Genomic DNA, 17,525 nt, shown 5'->3' with positions numbered 1-17,525 from the left:
TAAAAAGGTAAAGACCACGAGGGGGGCCTACGATGCTCAAACGCTATCTCATTGAACTCGGTACCGGGATCGACCAGCACGGCCAGGACCCGACCCGGGCGGCGCAGAAAGCGGTGAAGGATGCCATCTCCCACAGCTACCTGACGGGGCTGAGGGAGATTGTCGGCCTCACGGACTTCAACGCCATGGTGGTTAAGGTAAAGGTGGCCGTGCCGTACCCGGAGCGGGTGCGCCCCGACGAGGTGCTGGCGGTGATCCCCTTCGGCCGGAAGTCGCTCGAGGTGGTTCCCGGCGGCCTGGTGACAGAGGGCATGGTTCTCCCGGAGTTGGGCGACGCCACGCCGGAGATCCTCATGGCCAACGCGGCGGTGACGGTATGGTTGGAGGTCGGCGAATGACGGGGGGCAAAGTAGGCATCATCGCCAACCCGGCCTCGGGCAAAGACATCCGGCGCCTGGTGGCCTTTGGCTCGGTCTTCGATAACGAGGAAAAGGTGAGCATTGTCCGCCGCCTTCTCCTCGGCCTGGAGGCGGCCGGGGTGGACGAGGTGCTGATAATGCCCGACACTTACGGGATTGGGCAGCGGGCCCTGGACGGCCTGGGGCAGAGGCGCCTCAGGCCCCGCGTCTCGTTTCTTGAGATGGAGATCGGCCACGGGGGTGCCGATTCCACGCTGGCCGCCCGGCTGCTGCGGGAAGCCGGTGTAGGCGCCATGGTCGTGCTGGGCGGCGACGGGACCTGCCGCGCGGCCGCCAAGGGCTGCGGCGACGTGCCCCTGGTGCCCGTCTCCACCGGTACCAACAACGTTTTCCCGGTGATGGTGGAGGGGACCGTGGCCGGGCTGGCCGCCGGGGCGGTGGCCACCGGGCGGAGCGGCGCCGTGCACCGGGCCAAAAAGCTGGACATCATTGGCCCGGAGGGCTGGCGGGACCTGGCGCTAGTGGACGCCGTGGTGACCGATGATACCTTCGTTGCCTCGCGGGCGCTCTGGGACGTGGAGCGCATCCGGGCCATCGTCTGTACCCGCTGCGAGCCGCACACCATCGGCCTTTCGGCCGTCGGCGGGTGCCTCGCCCCTGTGCGGCCCGAGGAGCCGACCGGGCTTTATATGGAACTAGGACGGGACGCGGCGGCCGAGCCGGTGCTGGCCCCGGTGGCACCGGGCCTTTTTGCCCCGGTGTCGGTGAAGCGCTGGCGACGCCTGGCGCTGGGTGAGGGCGTCCGGGTGGACGCCGGTCCCCGGCTGCTGGCCCTGGACGGCGAGCGCGAGGTGCTGGTGCGGGCCGGTGAAGAGGTGGAGATTGTTCTTTCCGCTGCCGGGCCCTGCGTGGTGGACATACCGCTGGCGCTCCAAGAGGCCCAGCAGAAGGGAATATTTGCGCTAAAGGAGATGCCGGTATGAATCTGCCGGAAATTAAAGCGCGTCCGCCCTGGCTGACGCTGAAGGCACCCGCCCCGGGCACCCTGGAGCGGCTGCAGGAGCTCTTTCAGGGGCTGTCGCTCCACACCATCTGCGAAGGCGCGGCCTGCCCCAACGCCGGAGAGTGCTTTGCGCACCGCACGGCCACCTTTCTCATTCTGGGCGACACCTGCACCCGGGGCTGCCGCTTCTGCAACGTGCCCGGCGGGTCCCCCCTGCCGCCCGACCCGGCGGAACCGGAGAACCTGGCGCAGGCGGTGGCGGCGCTCGGCCTCAAGCACGTGGTGATCACCTCGGTGACGCGCGACGACCTGGCCGACGGCGGGGCGGGGCACTTCGCCGCCTGCATCGCCGCCGTCCACCGGTGCTGCCCGGAGACCAGCGTGGAGGTCCTGGTGCCGGACTTTAAAGGCAACCGGGCGGCCATCGAGACGGTGCTGGCAGCGGGGGTTACGGTGTTCGGGCACAACGTGGAGACGGTGCCGTCCCTGTACCGCAAAGTGCGCCCGGGGGCGGATTACCGCCGCTCGGTGGCCGTCCTGACGCTGGCCAAGGAAATTGCTCCCGGGGTGTTCACCAAATCGGGGTTTATGCTCGGCCTGGGCGAGACGGGGGCGGAAGTGCGGCAGGTGCTTTCCGACCTCAAGGCTGCCGGCTGTGACATTGTCACCATCGGCCAGTACCTGCAGCCTTCCCCCCGGCACCTGCCCATCGTGCGCTACGTACCGCTGGAGGAGTTCGCGCGCTGGGAAAAGGAGGCCTGTGCCGCCGGCTTTGCCTTTGTCGCCGCGGGGCCCTTGGTGCGCAGCTCCTACCGTGCCGCGGAGGCGGTGGCCGCCCTGGCGGGGCGTGCCGCCCCCGTGCCAGGGAAAGGAGACGGGCAGGGTGCACGCTAAAGCTGTGTGGCTCGGCCGGCTGGAGTACGGTGCGGCCCTGAAGCAGCAAAAGGAGCTGGTGGCGAAGGTGCGCCGGGGCGAGGAGCCGGACACCCTCCTTCTTGTGGAACACGACCCGGTGATCACCCTGGGCCGGACGGCGAAGAGGGAGCACCTGCTCTTTAAAGAGGCAGCCCTGGCAGAGCAGGGCATCTCGGTGTTTGCGGTGGAGCGGGGCGGCGATGTAACCTACCACGGCCCGGGCCAGCTGGTGGGCTACCCCATCCTCAACCTCAACCGCCACGGGCGGGACCTGCACCTGCTGCTCCGGAACTACGAGGAGGTGCTGATCCGCGCCCTGGCCGATTTCGGCGTCGCCGGCCGGCGCTTCCCACCCTATACGGGGGTCTGGGTGGGAGAGGAAAAGGTGGCGGCCATCGGCGTGGCCGTGGAGCACTGGGTGAGCTTTCATGGCTTCGCCTTCAACGTCGACCCCAACCTGGATCATTTCGGCCTCATCGTCCCCTGCGGGATCAGCCAGTACGGGGTAACATCGTTGGCGCGGCTCCTCGGGCGGCCGGTCGAGCTTTTCGAGGTCATCCCGCACGTCGTTCACCACTTTGCCGACGTATTCGGCCTGACGTTGGCCCCGTCCGCCGGAAGGCAGCCTGTAGGTTCAGAAGGATAAGGAAGAAGAGGAAACCGTTACCTCCCTGCCGAATACTGCTTTGGTATAATATAGACAGGGAGATGACGGTTATGGCAGATACAGACGTCCGTTCTTTAGCTGAACTTCTGGCTGCCAACAAGGGCCACGCTGTCGCCCTTACCGGGGCGGGCATTTCCACCGAAAGCGGCATCCCGGACTTTCGCAGCCCGGGAACCGGGCTCTGGAACCGGATTGATCCCATGGAGTATCTTTCGGTGGACGCCCTCTACGCGCGACCGGAGACGTTCTGGCAGTACTTCGCCGAGGTCTTCGGGCCCACCCTGGCGGCCCAGCCCAACGCCGGGCACCTGGCCCTGGCCAAGTTGGAAGCGGCGGGCTTTATCACAGGCGTCATTACGCAGAACATCGACGGCCTGCACCAGAAGGCAGGCTCGCGCACGGTTTACGAGGTGCACGGGCACCTCAGGACGGTGCACTGCCAAAGCTGCGGCCGCACCTACCCCATGAGCGAAGCCCTGGCGCAGCTGAAAAAAGAGCCCATTCCCCACTGCTCGGAGTGCGGTGGCCGGGTGCGCCCGGATGTGGTGCTCTTCGGCGACATGATGCCGGCGGCTTTCAGCCAGGCCGTGGCCGCGGTGGAGAGGAGCAGCCTGGTGCTGGTGGTCGGATCCAGCCTTACGGTGTCGCCGGCCAACTCACTGGCCTTCCAGACACCGCACCTGGCCATTGTCAACCGGGAACCTACCCCGGCCGACGGCCGGGCCGATGTGGTCCTCTCCGGCGGAGCGGGAGACACCCTGTCCGCTGTTCTTCGGGAATTGAACCTGGCTTAGGACAAGCCGGGCACCGGGAACGGCCAGCTTGGCAGAAGGGGGGCTTCTTGTGCAGGCGACTTCCTCGCCGCGGCGGGAGATCGCTCTCGCCTGGCAGCGTTTCGTGGAGAGCGGCATCCTCATCGAAGACGCCGTGCGGGAGGCGATCGCTGCTTCCTGGCAGCGGTGCCGCCGGGCCGGCGTAAACCCGTACGGGGGAAAGGGACCACGCCTGCCGGAAGCGCACCTGAAGGCACGCCGGCGGAAAAATGCCGCGCTCATTCGCCTGGCGCGGCCCTTCATGGAGGACCTGCTGCAGGTGGTGGGGAGCGGCTTCATCGTCATCCTGGCCGATGCGGAAGGATACCTCCTTGAGGTGCTTGGGGACCCACAGGTGGCCAAAAACACCCGCGAACTCAACTTTGTGCCCGGAGCCCAGTGGGTGGAGGAAACGGTGGGTACGAATGCCATCGGGACGGCGCTCAAAATGCGAGCACCGCTGCAGGTGTGGGCAGAGGAGCACTACTGCCGCCTGCACCATCCCTGGACGTGTTCGGCAGCGCCCATCCTGGGGCCGGACGGCGGCGTTTACGGCATCCTAAATATGACCGGGCCCTGCGGGTTGGTTCACTCCCACACCCTGGGGATGGTGGTGGCGGCGGCACGCGCCATTGAAAACGGGCTGCGCTGGGAAAAAGCCAGCCGGGAGCTGGAGCTCAGCAACAACCTCCTCACCTCCACCTTCAGCTCCATCTCCGAAGGCCTGCTGACGGTAAACTCGGAGGGAAGGATCACCCAGGTTAACAGCGCTGCCGCGGCACTTTTCGGTCTCCCACCGATTCAACTCGCAGGGCGTTTTCTGAAGGAATTTGTTGCCAACCCGGTCCGCCTCTTGCGCGCCCTAGAGGGAGATCCCGGCTGCAGTGACCACGAAACGGTGCTCCTCACTGCCCGCGGCCGGATTCACTGCACGAGCACCATCTGCACCATCATGGGAACGAGCGGCCGTTTAGAGGGCCTTGTCATCACCCTGCGGGAAAGCCGGAGCGTGCACCGGCTGGCCGGCCGGCTGGCCGGTTATCAGGCCAACTTTACCTTTGAAGACATCATCGGTTCCGCCCCGGCCTTGCGCTCAGCCCTTCAACTGGCGCACCAGGCGGCCGCCACCTCCCTGGCCGTTCTCATCCAGGGCGAAACCGGCACCGGCAAGGAGATGGTGGCCCAGGCCATCCACAACGCCAGCGCCCGGGCCCGGGGACCGTTCGTGGCCATCAACTGCGGCGCCCTGCCCCGCGAGCTCATCGAGAGCGAACTCTTCGGTTACGAGGGCGGGGCGTTTACGGGGGCTAGGAAGGAAGGCCGCCCAGGCAAATTCGAGCTGGCCGACGGCGGCACCATCTTCCTGGATGAAGTGGGGGAGATGCCGCTGGAGATGCAGGTGCGCTTCCTCCGCGTACTCCAGGAAAAAAAGGTGGTGCGCCTGGGCGGGCGGGAGGAGATTCCGGTGGATGTACGGGTGATCGCCGCCACCAACCGCGATCTGGCGCGGGAAGTGGTACGGGGCAACTTCCGGAGCGACCTGTACTACCGCCTCAACGTCATCGAAATTCACCTGCCTGCCCTGCGCGAACGCCCGGAGGACATACCTCTTGTGGCACGTTATTTGCTGGAGGACCTGAAGAAGCGTCTAGGCAAATTGGAGCTTGCCCTGACGCGCGAAGCGGAGGCGGCGCTGGCCGCTTACACCTGGCCCGGTAACGTGCGCGAGCTGGAGAACGTTCTCGAGCGGGCGGCGCACCTCGCCACAGGGCCGGTAAAGCTGGAGCACCTACCCAGCACGGTAACCGGCCGGGGGGATGCGCCGAAGGTGGGTCTGACACCCCTCGAGGAGGCGGAAAAGGAGGCCATTCTGCATGCCCTGGTGCTCTGCCGGGGGAACATTTCCCAGGCGGCACGCCAGCTGGGCATCGGGCGGGCCACCCTTTACCGCCGCCTGGAGCGCTGGCGTCTGCGGCCGGAGGATGTTGTTCCAGGACGACACAGCGTCTCACGGTGAGATAAAGTTGTAGCACCCCCTGTCCTGCAGCCTTTTCTGTGAATACCGCTTTCTGCGAATACTGCCGCTGTTTCAGGCTGAGACAGCGGTGTTTTTTTATGTTGGAGAAGAGCCGGTCGCTGGGGGATCTCGACCTGGTACGCCTCATGCAACTGTGTAAAACAGGTGCGGCACACGGTGTGAGGGGGGGTGGGGAGGCAGAGCGACCGCTTCGGCTTGCGGAGTGCAAGGGAAAAGGAGGTGCCTACTATGGAAAAAGAAAAGCTGATCGGGATGTACCGGCAAATGGTACGGATTCGCCAGTTTGAGACCAAGGTTTCCGAGCTTTTTGCCCAGGGGCGCATCCCCGGGTTCGTGCATCTTTATATCGGCGAGGAGGCTACGGCCGTAGGAGCCTGCGCCAACCTGCGCCAGGACGACTTCATCACCAGCACCCACCGCGGTCACGGCCACTGCCTGGCCAAGGGCGGGGACATGAAGCTGATGATGGCCGAGCTCTTCGGCAAGGAGACGGGCTACTGCAAGGGCAAGGGTGGCTCCATGCACATCGCCGACGTGGACATGGGCATTCTGGGCGCCAACGGCATCGTCGGCGGCGGCCTCAGCATCGCGCCGGGGGCGGGGCTTTCGGCCAAACTGCGCGGCACCGACCAGGTGACCGTGTGCTTCTTCGGCGACGGCGCGTCCAACCAGACCACCTTCCACGAGGGGCTTAACCTGGCCTCCATCTGGAAGCTGCCCGTCGTCTTCATCTGCGAGAACAATCAGTACGGCATTTCGCTTCATCAATCGAAGCACCAGCACATCGCCGATGTGGCCGACCGCGCCGTAGCCTACGGGATTCCCGGCGTGGTGGTGGACGGCAACGACATCATGGCCGTGTACGAGGCGGTGGGTGAGGCCGTGAAGCGCGCGCGCTCGGGCGAAGGGCCCACCCTCGTTGAGGCTAAGACCTACCGCTGGCGCGGGCACTTCGAGGGCGATCCCACCGTTTACCGGTCGGAAAAAGAGGTGCAGGAGTGGAAGGAGCGCTGCCCCATTGCGCGCTTTAAGAAGCACCTGCTGGAGATGGGCATTCTGAGCGAAACCGAGGCAGAGGAGATCGATGCCGAAGCGGCCGCTGAGGTTGAGGCTGCGGTGCGCTTCGCCGAGGAGAGCCCGCTGCCGGAGCCCCAGGAAGCTCTGGAAGACGTGTATGCATAGGGAGGTGGAAAAGGTGCGGGAACTGACATACGCGGAAGCGGTGCGGGAGGCGCTGCGCCTGGAGATGCGGCGCGATCCCAGCGTGTTTGTTTTGGGTGAGGACGTGGGGCGGTTCGGCGGTTGCTTCGGCGTTACCGGTGACCTGTGGAAGGAGTTCGGCGAGGACCGGGTGCGCGACACGCCGATTTCCGAAACGGCCATTATCGGCGCAGCCGTGGGTGCGGCGGCCACGGGGATGCGGCCGGTGCCGGAGATCATGTTCTGCGACTTTCTCACCGTCTGCATGGACCAGCTGGTGAACCAGGCGGCCAAGATGCGCTATATGTTCGGCGGCAAGGCACGCCTTCCCCTGGTGGTGCGGGCGCCGGTGGGCGGCGGCATTTCAGCCGCAGCGCAGCACTCCCAGAGCCTGGAGGCCTGGTTCACCCATGTGCCCGGGCTCAAGGTGGTTATGCCTTCCACCCCGGCCGATGCCAAAGGGCTTCTCGCGGCGGCCATCCGCGATGACAACCCGGTGATGTTTTTCGAGCACAAGCTGCTCTACCCGGTGAAAGACGCGGTCCCGGAAGGTGAGTACGTGGTGCCGCTCGGCCGGGCCGAGGTTAAGCGCGAGGGCGGCGACGTCACCGTGGTGGCCACCTCGCTCATGGTGATGAGGGCGCTGGAGGCGGCGGAAAAGCTGGCGGCCGAGGGCGTGAGCGTCGAGGTTGTGGACCCGCGCACCCTGGTTCCGCTCGACGAAGAGACCATCCTGGCCTCGGTGCAGAAGACCGGGCACGTGGTGATCGCGCACGAAGCGGTCACGCGCTCCGGTTTCGGGGCGGAGATCGCCGCCATTATCGCCGAAAAGGCGCTGGACTACCTGGACGCGCCGGTCAAGCGCGTGGGGGCCAAACCGGCTCCCATACCGTTCGCCGGCGTGCTGGAGAAATATGTCCTGCCGGGTACGGACGATATCGTGGCTGCAGTAAAAGAGATCATCTAAGCCGGTGCCGGGCACCTGGGAAGTATTCCCAGGTGCCCGGCACGGCCGAAAGGAGTACTGTCATGGCCCTGGAGATCGTCATGCCCAAACTGGGCCTTACCATGACCGAGGGCACCATAACGGCGTGGCTTAAGCCGGACGGGAGCGAGGTAAAAAAGGGGGAGCCCCTCCTCGAGGTAGCCACGGACAAAATTACCAACAAGGTGGAGGCGCCGGGGGACGGCATCCTGAAGACCCTGGTGCCGGAAGGAAGCACCGTGCCGGTGGCCGGGCGCATCGGTTACCTCTTGGCGGCCGGGGAAAGCCTGCCGGCCGAGGGAGCAGGTGCGGCGCCGCCGGCGGCGGAAGAAAAAGCAGTCGGTTCGGCTGCAACCGTGCCGGCCGCGCCGACAGCCGTGACGGAAGCGGCGGGCGCCGGCGGCGGGCCGGTGAAGGCCTCGCCGGCGGCCAAGCGCCTGGCGCGGGAGAAGGGCGTGGACCTGAGCCTGGTTCCAGGAACGGGTCCTGAGGGGCGCATTACCGAAAAAGACGTCGAGGCCTACGCGGCCCAAAAGGCGGTGCCCGCGGAGACCCCGGCCGCCCCACCGGCGGCGGAGGAACCGCCGGTGCGGGCCACGCCCACGGCCGTGCGGCTGGCCCAGGAGCTGGGGGTGGACTTGGCCAAGCTCGCCGGCGGGAAGCGCATCACCAAGGAGGACGTACTGGCGGCGGTTCTGGCAGAGAGCGAGCCGGCCGAGAAGCGGGTGCCGCTGGCCGGCATGCGCCGCGTGATCGCCCGGCGGATGAAGGAGAGCTGGAGCGTCGCTCCTCACGTTACCATTAACATGGAAGTGGACATGAGCCGGGCCAAGCAGATTCGCGCCGAGCTCAACGCCACCGCGACGCCGGAGGAGAAGGTCTCCTTCAACGACCTCGTCATCAAGGCGGCCGCGCGGGCGCTCACCGAGTTCCCCCTGATTAACGCCACGATCACCGAAACGGAGATCATTTACCACCCCGAGGTGCACCTGGGCGTGGCGGTGGCCCTTGCCGATGGGCTCATCGTGCCGGTGGTACGCCGGGCGGACAAGAAAGACATCCGGACGGTGGCGCGGGAGGTAAAAGACCTGGCCGAGCGGGCACGAAGCGGTCAGCTTAAACCCGATGAGGCCGCCGGCAGCACCTTTACCGTGACCAATCTTGGCATGTACGGTGTGGACCACTTTACGCCCATCATCAACCAACCGGAGAGCGCCATTTTGGGCGTCGGCTGCATCAAGGAGCGGCCGGTGGTGGTCAACGGCGTCATCGAGGTGCGCCCGGTCATGACCTTGAGCCTTAGCTTCGATCACCGCCTGGTGGACGGTTCGGTGGCCGCCGAGTTCTTGGGCCGGGTGCGCGAGCTCCTCGAGAATCCCTACGGCCTGCGGCCGGAGCTGGCATAGGAGCAGGTATGGGAGCTGGTAGAGGAGCCGGTGGAGAGGAATGGCGTCAGGTCTGTGTTCCCAGATGCCCGGCACCTGGAAAAAGGAGGCAGTGACCATGCATCTTGTAGTTATCGGCGGCGGGCCGGCCGGATACGTGGGGGCGCTGCGCGCCGCCCGGCTGGGGGCCGCGGTGACCTTGGTGGAGGGAAGGCGCCTGGGGGGCACGTGCCTCAACGTCGGCTGCATGCCCACCAAGGCCCTGCTGCACACCACCGAGCTTCTCGCTGCCCTCAAGGAGGCCGGCCGGTTGGGCCTGGAGGTGGAGGGGCTGCGCCTGAACTGGCCGCGTCTTTTGGCCCGCAAGGAGGCGGTGGTAAACCAGCTGGTACAGGGCGTGGGTACGCTCCTTAAGCGGGCAGGGGTGAAAGTGATCGCGGGGCGCGGCCGGCTCGTCGGCCCGGGCCGGGTACGCGTTACGGCAGAGGGCGGCACTGCCGCCGAGCTCACCGCCGACCGGGTACTCCTTGCCCTGGGGTCGGAGCCGGCGCGGCCGCCCATTCCGGGTCTGGAGCTTCCCGGCGTGATCGACAGCGATGCGGCGCTCAGCCTGCCGGAGGTGCCGGCGCGCCTGGCCATTGTCGGCGGCGGGGTGATCGGCGTCGAGCTGGCCAGCGTCTTTGCCGCCGCCGGCAGCCGGGTGACCATTGTCGAGATGCTGCCGGAGATTCTGCCGCCGGTGGATGCCGAACTGGCCGCTCAGTTGCGCGGTATTCTTACTGACCGCGGGTTGAGCATCAAGACGGCGGCCAAGGTTTTGGCCATTGAGGAAAGGGCCGACGGACTTGCGCTGAAGATTGAAGTGGGCGGGCAAGAAGAGACAATCCCTGCGGACAAGGTCCTGGTGGCCGCCGGGCGGCGCCCCGCTACGAAAACCGCCGGGCTCGAGGCGGCGGGAGTAAAGCTCGAGCGCGGCCGGATTGTGGTCGACGAGTACCTGGAGACGAGCCTTCCCGGGGTTTACGCCGCCGGCGACGCCATCGGCGGCACCATGCTGGCCCACGTCGGCTTCTATGAGGGCGAGGTGGCGGTGGAAAACGCCCTGGGCGGCAAAAAGCGCCGCGTCGACTACAAGGCGGTGCCCAGCGCCGTCTACACCAGCCCGGAGGTGGCCGGCGTCGGGCTGACGGAGGATGAGGCGCGCAAGCAGGGCTTCCAAATCAAGGTGGGCAGGTTTCCGCTCGCGGCCAACGGGAAAGCCCTCATCGAAAACGGCGGGCGGGGCCTGGTGAAGGTCATCGCCAATGCGCGCTACGGCGAAATCCTGGGCGTTCACATCCTGGGGCCGCGGGCCACGGACCTCATCGCTGAGGCGGCGCTGGCCATCGGGCTAGAGGCCACGCTGGACGAGGTGGCCCACACCGTTCACCCGCACCCTACGGTGAGCGAGGCCCTGGGCGAAGCCTGCCTGGCGGCTCAAGGGCGGGCCCTGCACATCCCCAACTAGCAGCGTGGGCGCGGACCGCAGGCGGGCAGGTGTTGGACTGTAACTGTAAGGCTCACCAAAGCGCAAGGAGGGAGAAAAATGGCACTCAAAGCAGCCTTCATCTTTGTCGCCCCCGGTGCCGACCCCCAGGTGAACCGGGCCGTGGTGCCCTCGCCGGAGGTGGAGCTTACCGTGGTGGGGGTGCCGGATTACGGCGCCGCCGAGCAGACGGCGGCCGAGCTTGCGGCCGCCGGCGTCAAGGCGGTTGAACTGTGCGGCGGGTTCGGCCATGAGGGTGCGGCGCGGGTTGCCCGCGCCGTGGCCGGCCGGGCCAAGGTGGGGGTGGTCCGTTTCGACTGCCACCCGGGTTTGGAGGGCCGGAGCGGGGATGAGCTTTTCGCCTGAGGCCGGGGTACACCCCCGGCTCTCTGTGCTAAACTTACTGATTTTTAATATTTCAGTAGGCAGGATTTTCGCCCGCCGTCGCTAATATAATCTTAAAGAAGCAATAACTTCAGAAAGTTACTTCCGATTTGCCGCTTCCCTCCGGGAAGGGCAAACGTCAGGGTCGGGGAGCAATCCCTCGGCCTGCCATTGGCAAAGGAAGGTACTCTTTCAAAAGAGGGTACCTTTTGCTTTGCGCAGCGAACCCCTAAAGGAAGTGACAGCATGGTGCCAGCGGAAAGTCAAGGGGCCGAAGTGGCCGGGATCCTCGAGCGGCACCCGCGCCGGCCGGGGGAACTTCTGGCGATCCTCCTTGACCTCCAGGAGAGCTACCACTACCTGCCGCGTGCGGCCCTCAAAGAGGTGGCACAGTACCTGGCGGTGCCGGAGAGCCGGGTCTACAGCGTCGCTACCTTCTACAAGGCGCTCACCCTCAAGCCGCGCGGGGAACGGGTGATCCGTACCTGCCTGGGTACGGCCTGCCACCTGCGGGGCAGCCCGGCGGTGCTGGAGCGCCTCGAAGAGGTCCTGGGCATTAAGCCGGGGGAGACCACCCCCGACGGGCGTTTCACCCTGGAGACGGTGAACTGCCTGGGGGCCTGCGCCCTGGCGCCGGTGGTGGTCATCGGCGACGATACCTACGGCCAGATGACGCCGGACAAGGTCGAAAAACTGCTGCGGGAGTTGTAAGCATGCGACTTGCAAGCGTTGAAGAGCTGGCCGCCTACCGCACCCGCCTTTCGGCTGGGCGCGCTGAGGGCCGCCCGGCGGTATGGGTGTGCGCCGGGACGGGCTGCCGGGCCAACGGGAGCCTTAAGGTGTTAGAGGCGCTGAAGGAGGAAGCGGCCCGCCAGGGCTTGGTGGCCGAGATCGGGCTTAGGCTGAAGACATCCGGCTGCCACGGGTACTGTGAGCGCGGGCCGATCGTCATCGTGCAGCCGGGGAACATCCTCTACCAGCGGGTGCAGCCGGACGATGCCGCCGCCGTCCTGCGGGACACGGTGGCCGCGGGCCGGCTCGTTCCCCGCCTGCTCTACCACGATCCCAACACCAAGCAGGCCATCCCGAGTGCCGACGAGATACCTTTTTATAAGCGGCAGTACCGCGTGGCCCTGCGGCACAACGGGCTCATCGACCCGGAGAACATCGACGACTACATCGCCGCCGGCGGCTACAGCGCCCTGGCCAAAGCCCTGACCGGTATGACGCCGGAAGAGGTTATTGAAACGATTAAGCTTTCCGGCCTGCGCGGGCGGGGCGGGGGCGGCTTTCCCACCGGCCGCAAGTGGGAGACCTGCCGGCGGGCGCCCGGGGCCGTGCGCTACGTCGTCGCCAACGGCGACGAGGGCGATCCGGGGGCGTTCATGGACCGGAGCATCATGGAAGGCGACCCGCACAGCGTGATCGAAGGGATGATCATCGGCGCCTACGCCGTGGGCGCCCACACAGGGTTCATCTATGTGCGGGCCGAGTACCCCCTGGCAGTGAAGCACCTTACCACCGCGCTGGCCCAGGCGCGGGAGCTGGGCCTCCTCGGAGAAGACATCTTAGGGAGCGGCTTTGGCTTTGACATAAGCGTGAGCCGCGGCGGCGGGGCCTTCGTCTGCGGGGAGTCCACGGCCCTCATGGCCTCCCTGGAGGGGCGCCCGGGCGAACCGCGGGCCAAGTACATCCACGCCACGGAAAAGGGCCTTTACGAGCAGCCTACGGTGCTGAACAACGTGGAAACGTGGGCGAACGTGCCGGAAATCATCAACCGCGGCTGGCAGCGGTATGCCGGCTTGGGCACGGAGAAAAGCCGCGGCACCAAGGTGTTCTCCCTGGTGGGCAAGGTGAAGAACACCGGCCTGGTGGAGGTGCCCATGGGCACCACCCTGCGCGAGATCATCTACGACATCGGGGGCGGTGTGCTGCGCGACCGGCAGGTAAAGGCGGTGCAGACGGGCGGGCCTTCCGGCGGCTGCATCCCGGCCGGCCTGCTGGATCTCCCGGTGGACTATGAGCGCCTCACTGAGGCAGGTTCCATGATGGGCTCGGGCGGCCTCATCGTGATGGACGAGCGCACCTGCATGGTGGACCTGGCCCGCTACTTCCTCAAGTTCCTGGCCGAAGAGTCGTGCGGAAAGTGCCTGCCCTGCCGGGAAGGGATACCCCAACTCTTGCGCCTTCTTACCGATCTCACCCAGGGCCGGGGGCAGGCCGGGGACATCGAGCTCATTGAGGAACTGTCGCTGGGGCTTAAAGAAACGGCCCTCTGTGCCCTGGGCCGGACGGCCGCTAACCCGGTCCTTTCCACCCTGCGCTACTTCCGGGAGGAGTACGAGGAGCACCTGGCAGGCTTCTGCCGCGCCGGCGTGTGCCGCGCGCTCTTCGCCTACTGGATCGACCCGGCCGCCTGCCGGGGGTGCGGCGCCTGCGCCCGTGCCTGCCCCACGGGCAGCATCAGCGGGGAGAAGGGCCGCGCTCACCTCTTGAACGAGGCCGCCTGCACGCGCTGCGGCGCCTGCTACGACGCCTGCCGCTTTGCTGCCGTAAGGATCACGCGGCGCGCCCGGCAAGAAGTTTTGCGGAAGTGAGGTCAACAACATGAAAGGCAGCATCGTGCTCCGAATAAACGGCGCGGCGGTGCCGGCCACGCCGGGTGCCCGGCTGCTGGATGTCCTCAAGGGGGCGGGAGTGTTCATCCCCACGCTCTGTGACCACCCGGCCCTGCCGCCTTTGGGGGGCTGCCGGCTCTGCCTGGTGGAGGTTGAGGAGGGGCGGCGCCGTCGCCTGGTGGCCTCCTGCCTCTACCCCGTGGAAAAGCCGCTGGAGGTACTCACCGAAAGCCCGCAGGTGCAGGCCGCGCGCCGTTATCTCCTTACGCTGCTCCTGGCGCGCCACCCCAAGGTGGAGGCTGTGGCGGAGCTCGCCGCCCGCTATGGGGTGCAGGCTGAAGCGCGGCTTGCCGCCGAGCCCCAAGAGTGCATCCTTTGCCTGCGCTGTGTGCGCGCCTGCGCTGCTGAAGGCAATGACGCCATCGGGACCGCCTGGCGCGGGCGGGAAAAGACGGTCGGTCCGCCCTTCGCCGAGCCGCCGGAGGCCTGCGTGGGCTGCGGCGCCTGCGCCGCCGTCTGTCCCACCGGCGCCATTAAGGTGGAAGAGACGGCCGAGCGGCGCCGCATCTGGGACCGCGACTTTACCCTGGTGCGCTGCGAGCGCTGCGGCCGGCCTTTCACCACGGTGGAACAGCTGGCGTGGGCGGCGAAGGAACTGCCTGGAGCGCCACCGGAGGCCCGGTTCTGCCCCCGCTGCCGCCGGGAGGACGAGGCCCGACTTATCGGCCGGACGCTTGGATCAGCGACTCCCTGAGGGTGTGGGAAGAAGGCGCGACCAGCGCACCGCTGCAAGACTACCAGATGCTGGGCCGGGTTGTAGGGCGCAATTCAGTGCGCCCGGGATCCATGGCCCAGAAGGAGGTGGGGCCTGGGAAAGGTGGTTGGTCCTGCGTTGCCGGAAATTTGAAAAGAGGGGGAAGAATACGTGAGCCACGTCCTACTCATCAGCCCCGAGCGCTGCACCGGCTGCGGGAGCTGCGAGCTGGCCTGCTCCCTGCAGCACGAGGGCGAGTTCCGGCCGGCGGCCGCGCGTATTTCCGTGCTGCGCTTCGAGGCGGGGATTGCCGTGCCGCTGACCTGCCTGCAGTGCGACGAGCCGTCCTGCCTGAAGGTCTGTAAAGTGGGAGCCATTACCAGAGACGCGGCCGCGGGCCTGGTCTCCGTGGACGGGGAAAAATGCATCGGCTGCCGCATGTGCGTGGTGGCCTGCCCCTTCGGCAACATCACCTACAGCCCCGCCGCCAAGCAGGCGGTGAAGTGCGACTATTGCGAAGGCGACCCGCAGTGCGTGGCCTTCTGCCCGGAAAAGGCCATCGAGTACCTGCCGGCCGACACGGTCACCCTCGGCCGCAAGAAGGCCTACTCGGCCAAGTTCGCCAAACTGGTGGAGGAGGTGCGGGCGTGATGTACGGTTGGGTGGGCAAGATCCTGCGCGTCAACTTGAGTGCGGGAAAAGTCGGCACCGAGTCCCTGTGCCCCGAGCTGGCGCGCCGGTTCATCGGCGCCCGGGGCCTGGGCGAGAAGATCTTCAGCGACGAGGTGGATGCAAAGGTCGATCCGCTCAGCCCGGAGAACAAGCTCCTCTTCGTCACCGGCCCCCTCACCGGAACCTTCGCCACTTCGGGCGGGCGCTACAACGTGGTCACCAAAGGGCCGCTGACGGGCACCATCGCCGCCTCCAACTCCGGCGGCTACTTCGGCCCGGAACTGAAGTACGCGGGGTATGATCTCGTCATCATCGAGGGGCGTGCCGCCCAGCCGGTATACCTCTGGATCAACAATGACCGGGTGGAGCTGCGCCCGGCCGGGCACCTCTGGGGAAAGGTCGTCGGCGAAACCACCGATACCCTTCTGGCCGAGACCGACCCCGAGGCCAAGGTGGCCTGCATCGGCCCCGGCGGCGAGAACAGGGTGCTCTTTGCCGGGGTGATCAACGACAAGCACCGCGCTGCCGGCCGTACCGGCGTGGGCGCGGTTATGGGTTCGAAGAATCTCAAGGCCGTGGTGGTGCGCGGCACGGGCGGCGTCAAGGTGGCCGACAAAGAGGTTTTTAAGCAGGCGGTCCTGGACGCGCGCGCCAAGCTGGCCGCCCACCCGGTGACCTCTGGCGGCCTCCCTACTTACGGTACCAACGTTCTCATCAACATCCTCAACCAGCTGGGCGCGCTGCCGACGCGGAACTTCCATACCGGGTACTTTGAGACGGCGGACAAGATCAGCGGCGAGACCCACACCGCCACCCGCCTGGTGCGCAAGAAGGCCTGCTTCGCTTGCACCATGGCCTGCGGCCGCGTCACCGCGGTGCCGTCCGGCCCCTTCGCCGGCGCCGGTGAGGGTCCGGAGTACGAGGCCACCTGGGCGCTCGGGGCCCAGTGCGGCATCGATAACTTCGATGCCATCTGCAAGGCCAACTTCCTCTGCAACGAGCTGGGGATCGACCCCATCACCATGGGCAGCACCATCGCCTGCGCCATGGACCTCTATGAAGCGGGTGTGCTGGACGAAGCCACCGTGGGACAGGCGCTCCATTTCGGCGACGCCGCCGCTATGGTAAAGCTCACGGAGGACACCGGGTACAAGCGCGGCTTCGGCGCCGACCTGGCGCTGGGCTCCTACCGCCTGGCCGAGAAATACGGCCACCCCGAGTTCTCTATGTCCGTCAAGAAGCAGGAAATGCCGGCTTACGACGGCCGCGTGGTACAAGGCATGGGCCTGGAGTATGCCACCTCCAACCGCGGCGGCTGCCACGTGCGCGGTTACCTTACCTCCCCGGAGGTCCTTGGTATTCCCGAAAAGCTCGATCCGGACAGCACCGCCGAGAAACCGGCCTGGCTCAAGACCTTCCAAGACCTCACCGCGGCGCTCGATTCCAGCGGCATCTGCCTCTTTACCACCTTCGCCCTCGGCGCGCCGGAGATCGCGGCCATGCTCAGCGCCGCCACGGGTATTGAATACAGCGTAGAAGATTTTATGGCCTGCGGCGACCGCATCTGGAACCTGGAGCGGCTGTTCAACCTGGCCGCCGGGCTCACTGCCGCGGACGACACTCTCCCGCCGCGCCTCCTCACCGAGCCGGTGGAAAGCGGGCCGGCCAAGGGCAAAGTCTCTAAGCTTCCCGAGATGCTGCCCCAGTACTACGAGGTGCGCGGCTGGTCCGCCGAGGGCGTACCTACTCCCGAAAAGCTCGCCGGCCTAGGATTGGCGTGAAGCATGGTCCGGGTTCTCTTCTTCGCCGGGATCCGCGAAATCACCCGCGCCAAAGAAACAAGAGTGGCCGCCGGCTCGGTGGAGGAGCTCCTCCGCGAGCTGGCGGCCCGCTACGGCCCCAAGTTTCAGAGTGCCGTCTACGGCCCCGACGGCCTCAGCCGCGAAGCCATCCTTATCCTCAACGGTCGGCACTTGGCCCACCTGCCGGACGGCCTGAAGACGAAGCTCGTGCCTGGCGATACCGTATCCATCTTTCCCCTGGTCGCCGGCGGCTAGACCTTCCAGGCCACCGAGGGATCGGCTGAGCAAGGTGTCTTTAGACGGAAGGGCGAGGCCCTTCTTTTTTCTTTGCCCAGGCACCCATGCT

17 protein-coding genes are annotated in these 17,525 nt (G+C 66.6%); all 17 read left to right on the top strand.

The genetic code is table 11. The annotated features are described in order from the left end of the window. The first annotated feature begins 32 nt into the window (after positions 1 to 32). On the top strand, positions 33 to 398 hold the full coding sequence (locus K5554_RS01170; protein WP_221039354.1) for a Lin0512 family protein: 366 nt from the start codon (positions 33 to 35) through the stop codon (positions 396 to 398). Then, a complete protein-coding gene (locus K5554_RS01165; RefSeq protein WP_221039353.1) occupies positions 395 to 1,402 on the top strand; it encodes an NAD(+)/NADH kinase in 1,008 nt (335 codons plus the stop codon). The genes K5554_RS01170 and K5554_RS01165 overlap by 4 nt, the downstream gene beginning before the upstream one ends. Beyond that, positions 1,399 to 2,316, top strand: a complete 918-nt coding sequence (gene lipA, locus K5554_RS01160) for a lipoyl synthase (RefSeq protein ID WP_370636928.1) — start codon at positions 1,399 to 1,401, stop codon at positions 2,314 to 2,316. The genes K5554_RS01165 and lipA overlap by 4 nt, the downstream gene beginning before the upstream one ends. Beyond that, positions 2,306 to 2,983, top strand: a complete 678-nt coding sequence (lipB, locus tag K5554_RS01155) for a lipoyl(octanoyl) transferase LipB (RefSeq protein WP_221039352.1) — start codon at positions 2,306 to 2,308, stop codon at positions 2,981 to 2,983. Before lipA ends, lipB begins: the two co-directional genes overlap by 11 nt. Positions 2,984 to 3,054: 71 nt before the next feature. Next, positions 3,055 to 3,798, top strand: a complete 744-nt coding sequence (locus K5554_RS01150; protein WP_221039351.1) for an NAD-dependent deacylase — start codon at positions 3,055 to 3,057, stop codon at positions 3,796 to 3,798. Between the two features lie 49 nt (positions 3,799 to 3,847). After that, the gene (locus tag K5554_RS01145) at positions 3,848 to 5,833 is read left to right on the top strand and encodes a sigma-54-dependent Fis family transcriptional regulator (protein ID WP_221039350.1); all 1,986 of its coding nucleotides are present in this window, start codon (positions 3,848 to 3,850) and stop codon (positions 5,831 to 5,833) included. A gap of 249 nt (positions 5,834 to 6,082) precedes the next feature. Then, complete coding sequence (locus K5554_RS01140; protein ID WP_255565452.1) at positions 6,083 to 7,036, top strand: thiamine pyrophosphate-dependent dehydrogenase E1 component subunit alpha; 954 nt, start codon at positions 6,083 to 6,085, stop codon at positions 7,034 to 7,036. 13 nt (positions 7,037 to 7,049) lie between these two features. Then, a complete protein-coding gene (locus tag K5554_RS01135; protein ID WP_255565451.1) occupies positions 7,050 to 8,021 on the top strand; it encodes an alpha-ketoacid dehydrogenase subunit beta in 972 nt (323 codons plus the stop codon). Positions 8,022 to 8,083: 62 nt separating this feature from the next. Further along, complete coding sequence (locus K5554_RS14535; RefSeq protein ID WP_221039348.1) at positions 8,084 to 9,445, top strand: 2-oxo acid dehydrogenase subunit E2; 1,362 nt, start codon at positions 8,084 to 8,086, stop codon at positions 9,443 to 9,445. Between the two features lie 97 nt (positions 9,446 to 9,542). After that, complete coding sequence (gene lpdA / locus K5554_RS01125; protein WP_221039347.1) at positions 9,543 to 10,931, top strand: dihydrolipoyl dehydrogenase; 1,389 nt, start codon at positions 9,543 to 9,545, stop codon at positions 10,929 to 10,931. 78 nt (positions 10,932 to 11,009) lie between these two features. Next, entirely contained in the window at positions 11,010 to 11,315 is a 306-nt protein-coding gene (locus K5554_RS01120) for a DUF6506 family protein (protein ID WP_221039346.1), read from the top strand. Positions 11,316 to 11,579: 264 nt separating this feature from the next. Further along, entirely contained in the window at positions 11,580 to 12,044 is a 465-nt protein-coding gene (nuoE, locus tag K5554_RS01115; protein ID WP_221039345.1) for an NADH-quinone oxidoreductase subunit NuoE, read from the top strand. A gap of 2 nt (positions 12,045 to 12,046) precedes the next feature. Next, positions 12,047 to 13,930 (top strand): NADH-ubiquinone oxidoreductase-F iron-sulfur binding region domain-containing protein, encoded by a 1,884-nt coding sequence (locus K5554_RS01110; protein WP_221039344.1) that lies wholly within the window; start codon positions 12,047 to 12,049, stop codon positions 13,928 to 13,930. 10 nt (positions 13,931 to 13,940) lie between these two features. Next, positions 13,941 to 14,705, top strand: a complete 765-nt coding sequence (locus tag K5554_RS01105) for a 2Fe-2S iron-sulfur cluster-binding protein (protein WP_221039343.1) — start codon at positions 13,941 to 13,943, stop codon at positions 14,703 to 14,705. Positions 14,706 to 14,876: 171 nt separating this feature from the next. Beyond that, positions 14,877 to 15,356, top strand: a complete 480-nt coding sequence (locus tag K5554_RS01100) for a 4Fe-4S dicluster domain-containing protein (protein ID WP_221039342.1) — start codon at positions 14,877 to 14,879, stop codon at positions 15,354 to 15,356. Then, positions 15,356 to 17,158 (top strand): aldehyde ferredoxin oxidoreductase family protein, encoded by a 1,803-nt coding sequence (locus tag K5554_RS01095; protein ID WP_221040467.1) that lies wholly within the window; start codon positions 15,356 to 15,358, stop codon positions 17,156 to 17,158. Before K5554_RS01100 ends, K5554_RS01095 begins: the two co-directional genes overlap by 1 nt. A 3-nt stretch (positions 17,159 to 17,161) precedes the next feature. After that, the gene (locus tag K5554_RS01090; RefSeq protein WP_221039341.1) at positions 17,162 to 17,434 is read left to right on the top strand and encodes a MoaD family protein; all 273 of its coding nucleotides are present in this window, start codon (positions 17,162 to 17,164) and stop codon (positions 17,432 to 17,434) included. Positions 17,435 to 17,525: the final 91 nt, after the last annotated feature.

The organism is Gelria sp. Kuro-4, assembly GCF_019668485.1.
Taxonomy (GTDB): Bacteria; Bacillota; DTU030; order DUMP01; family DUMP01; genus DUMP01.
The sequence above is the reverse complement of the archived record's forward strand: the minus strand, read 5'-3'. Positions and strand labels throughout refer to the sequence as shown.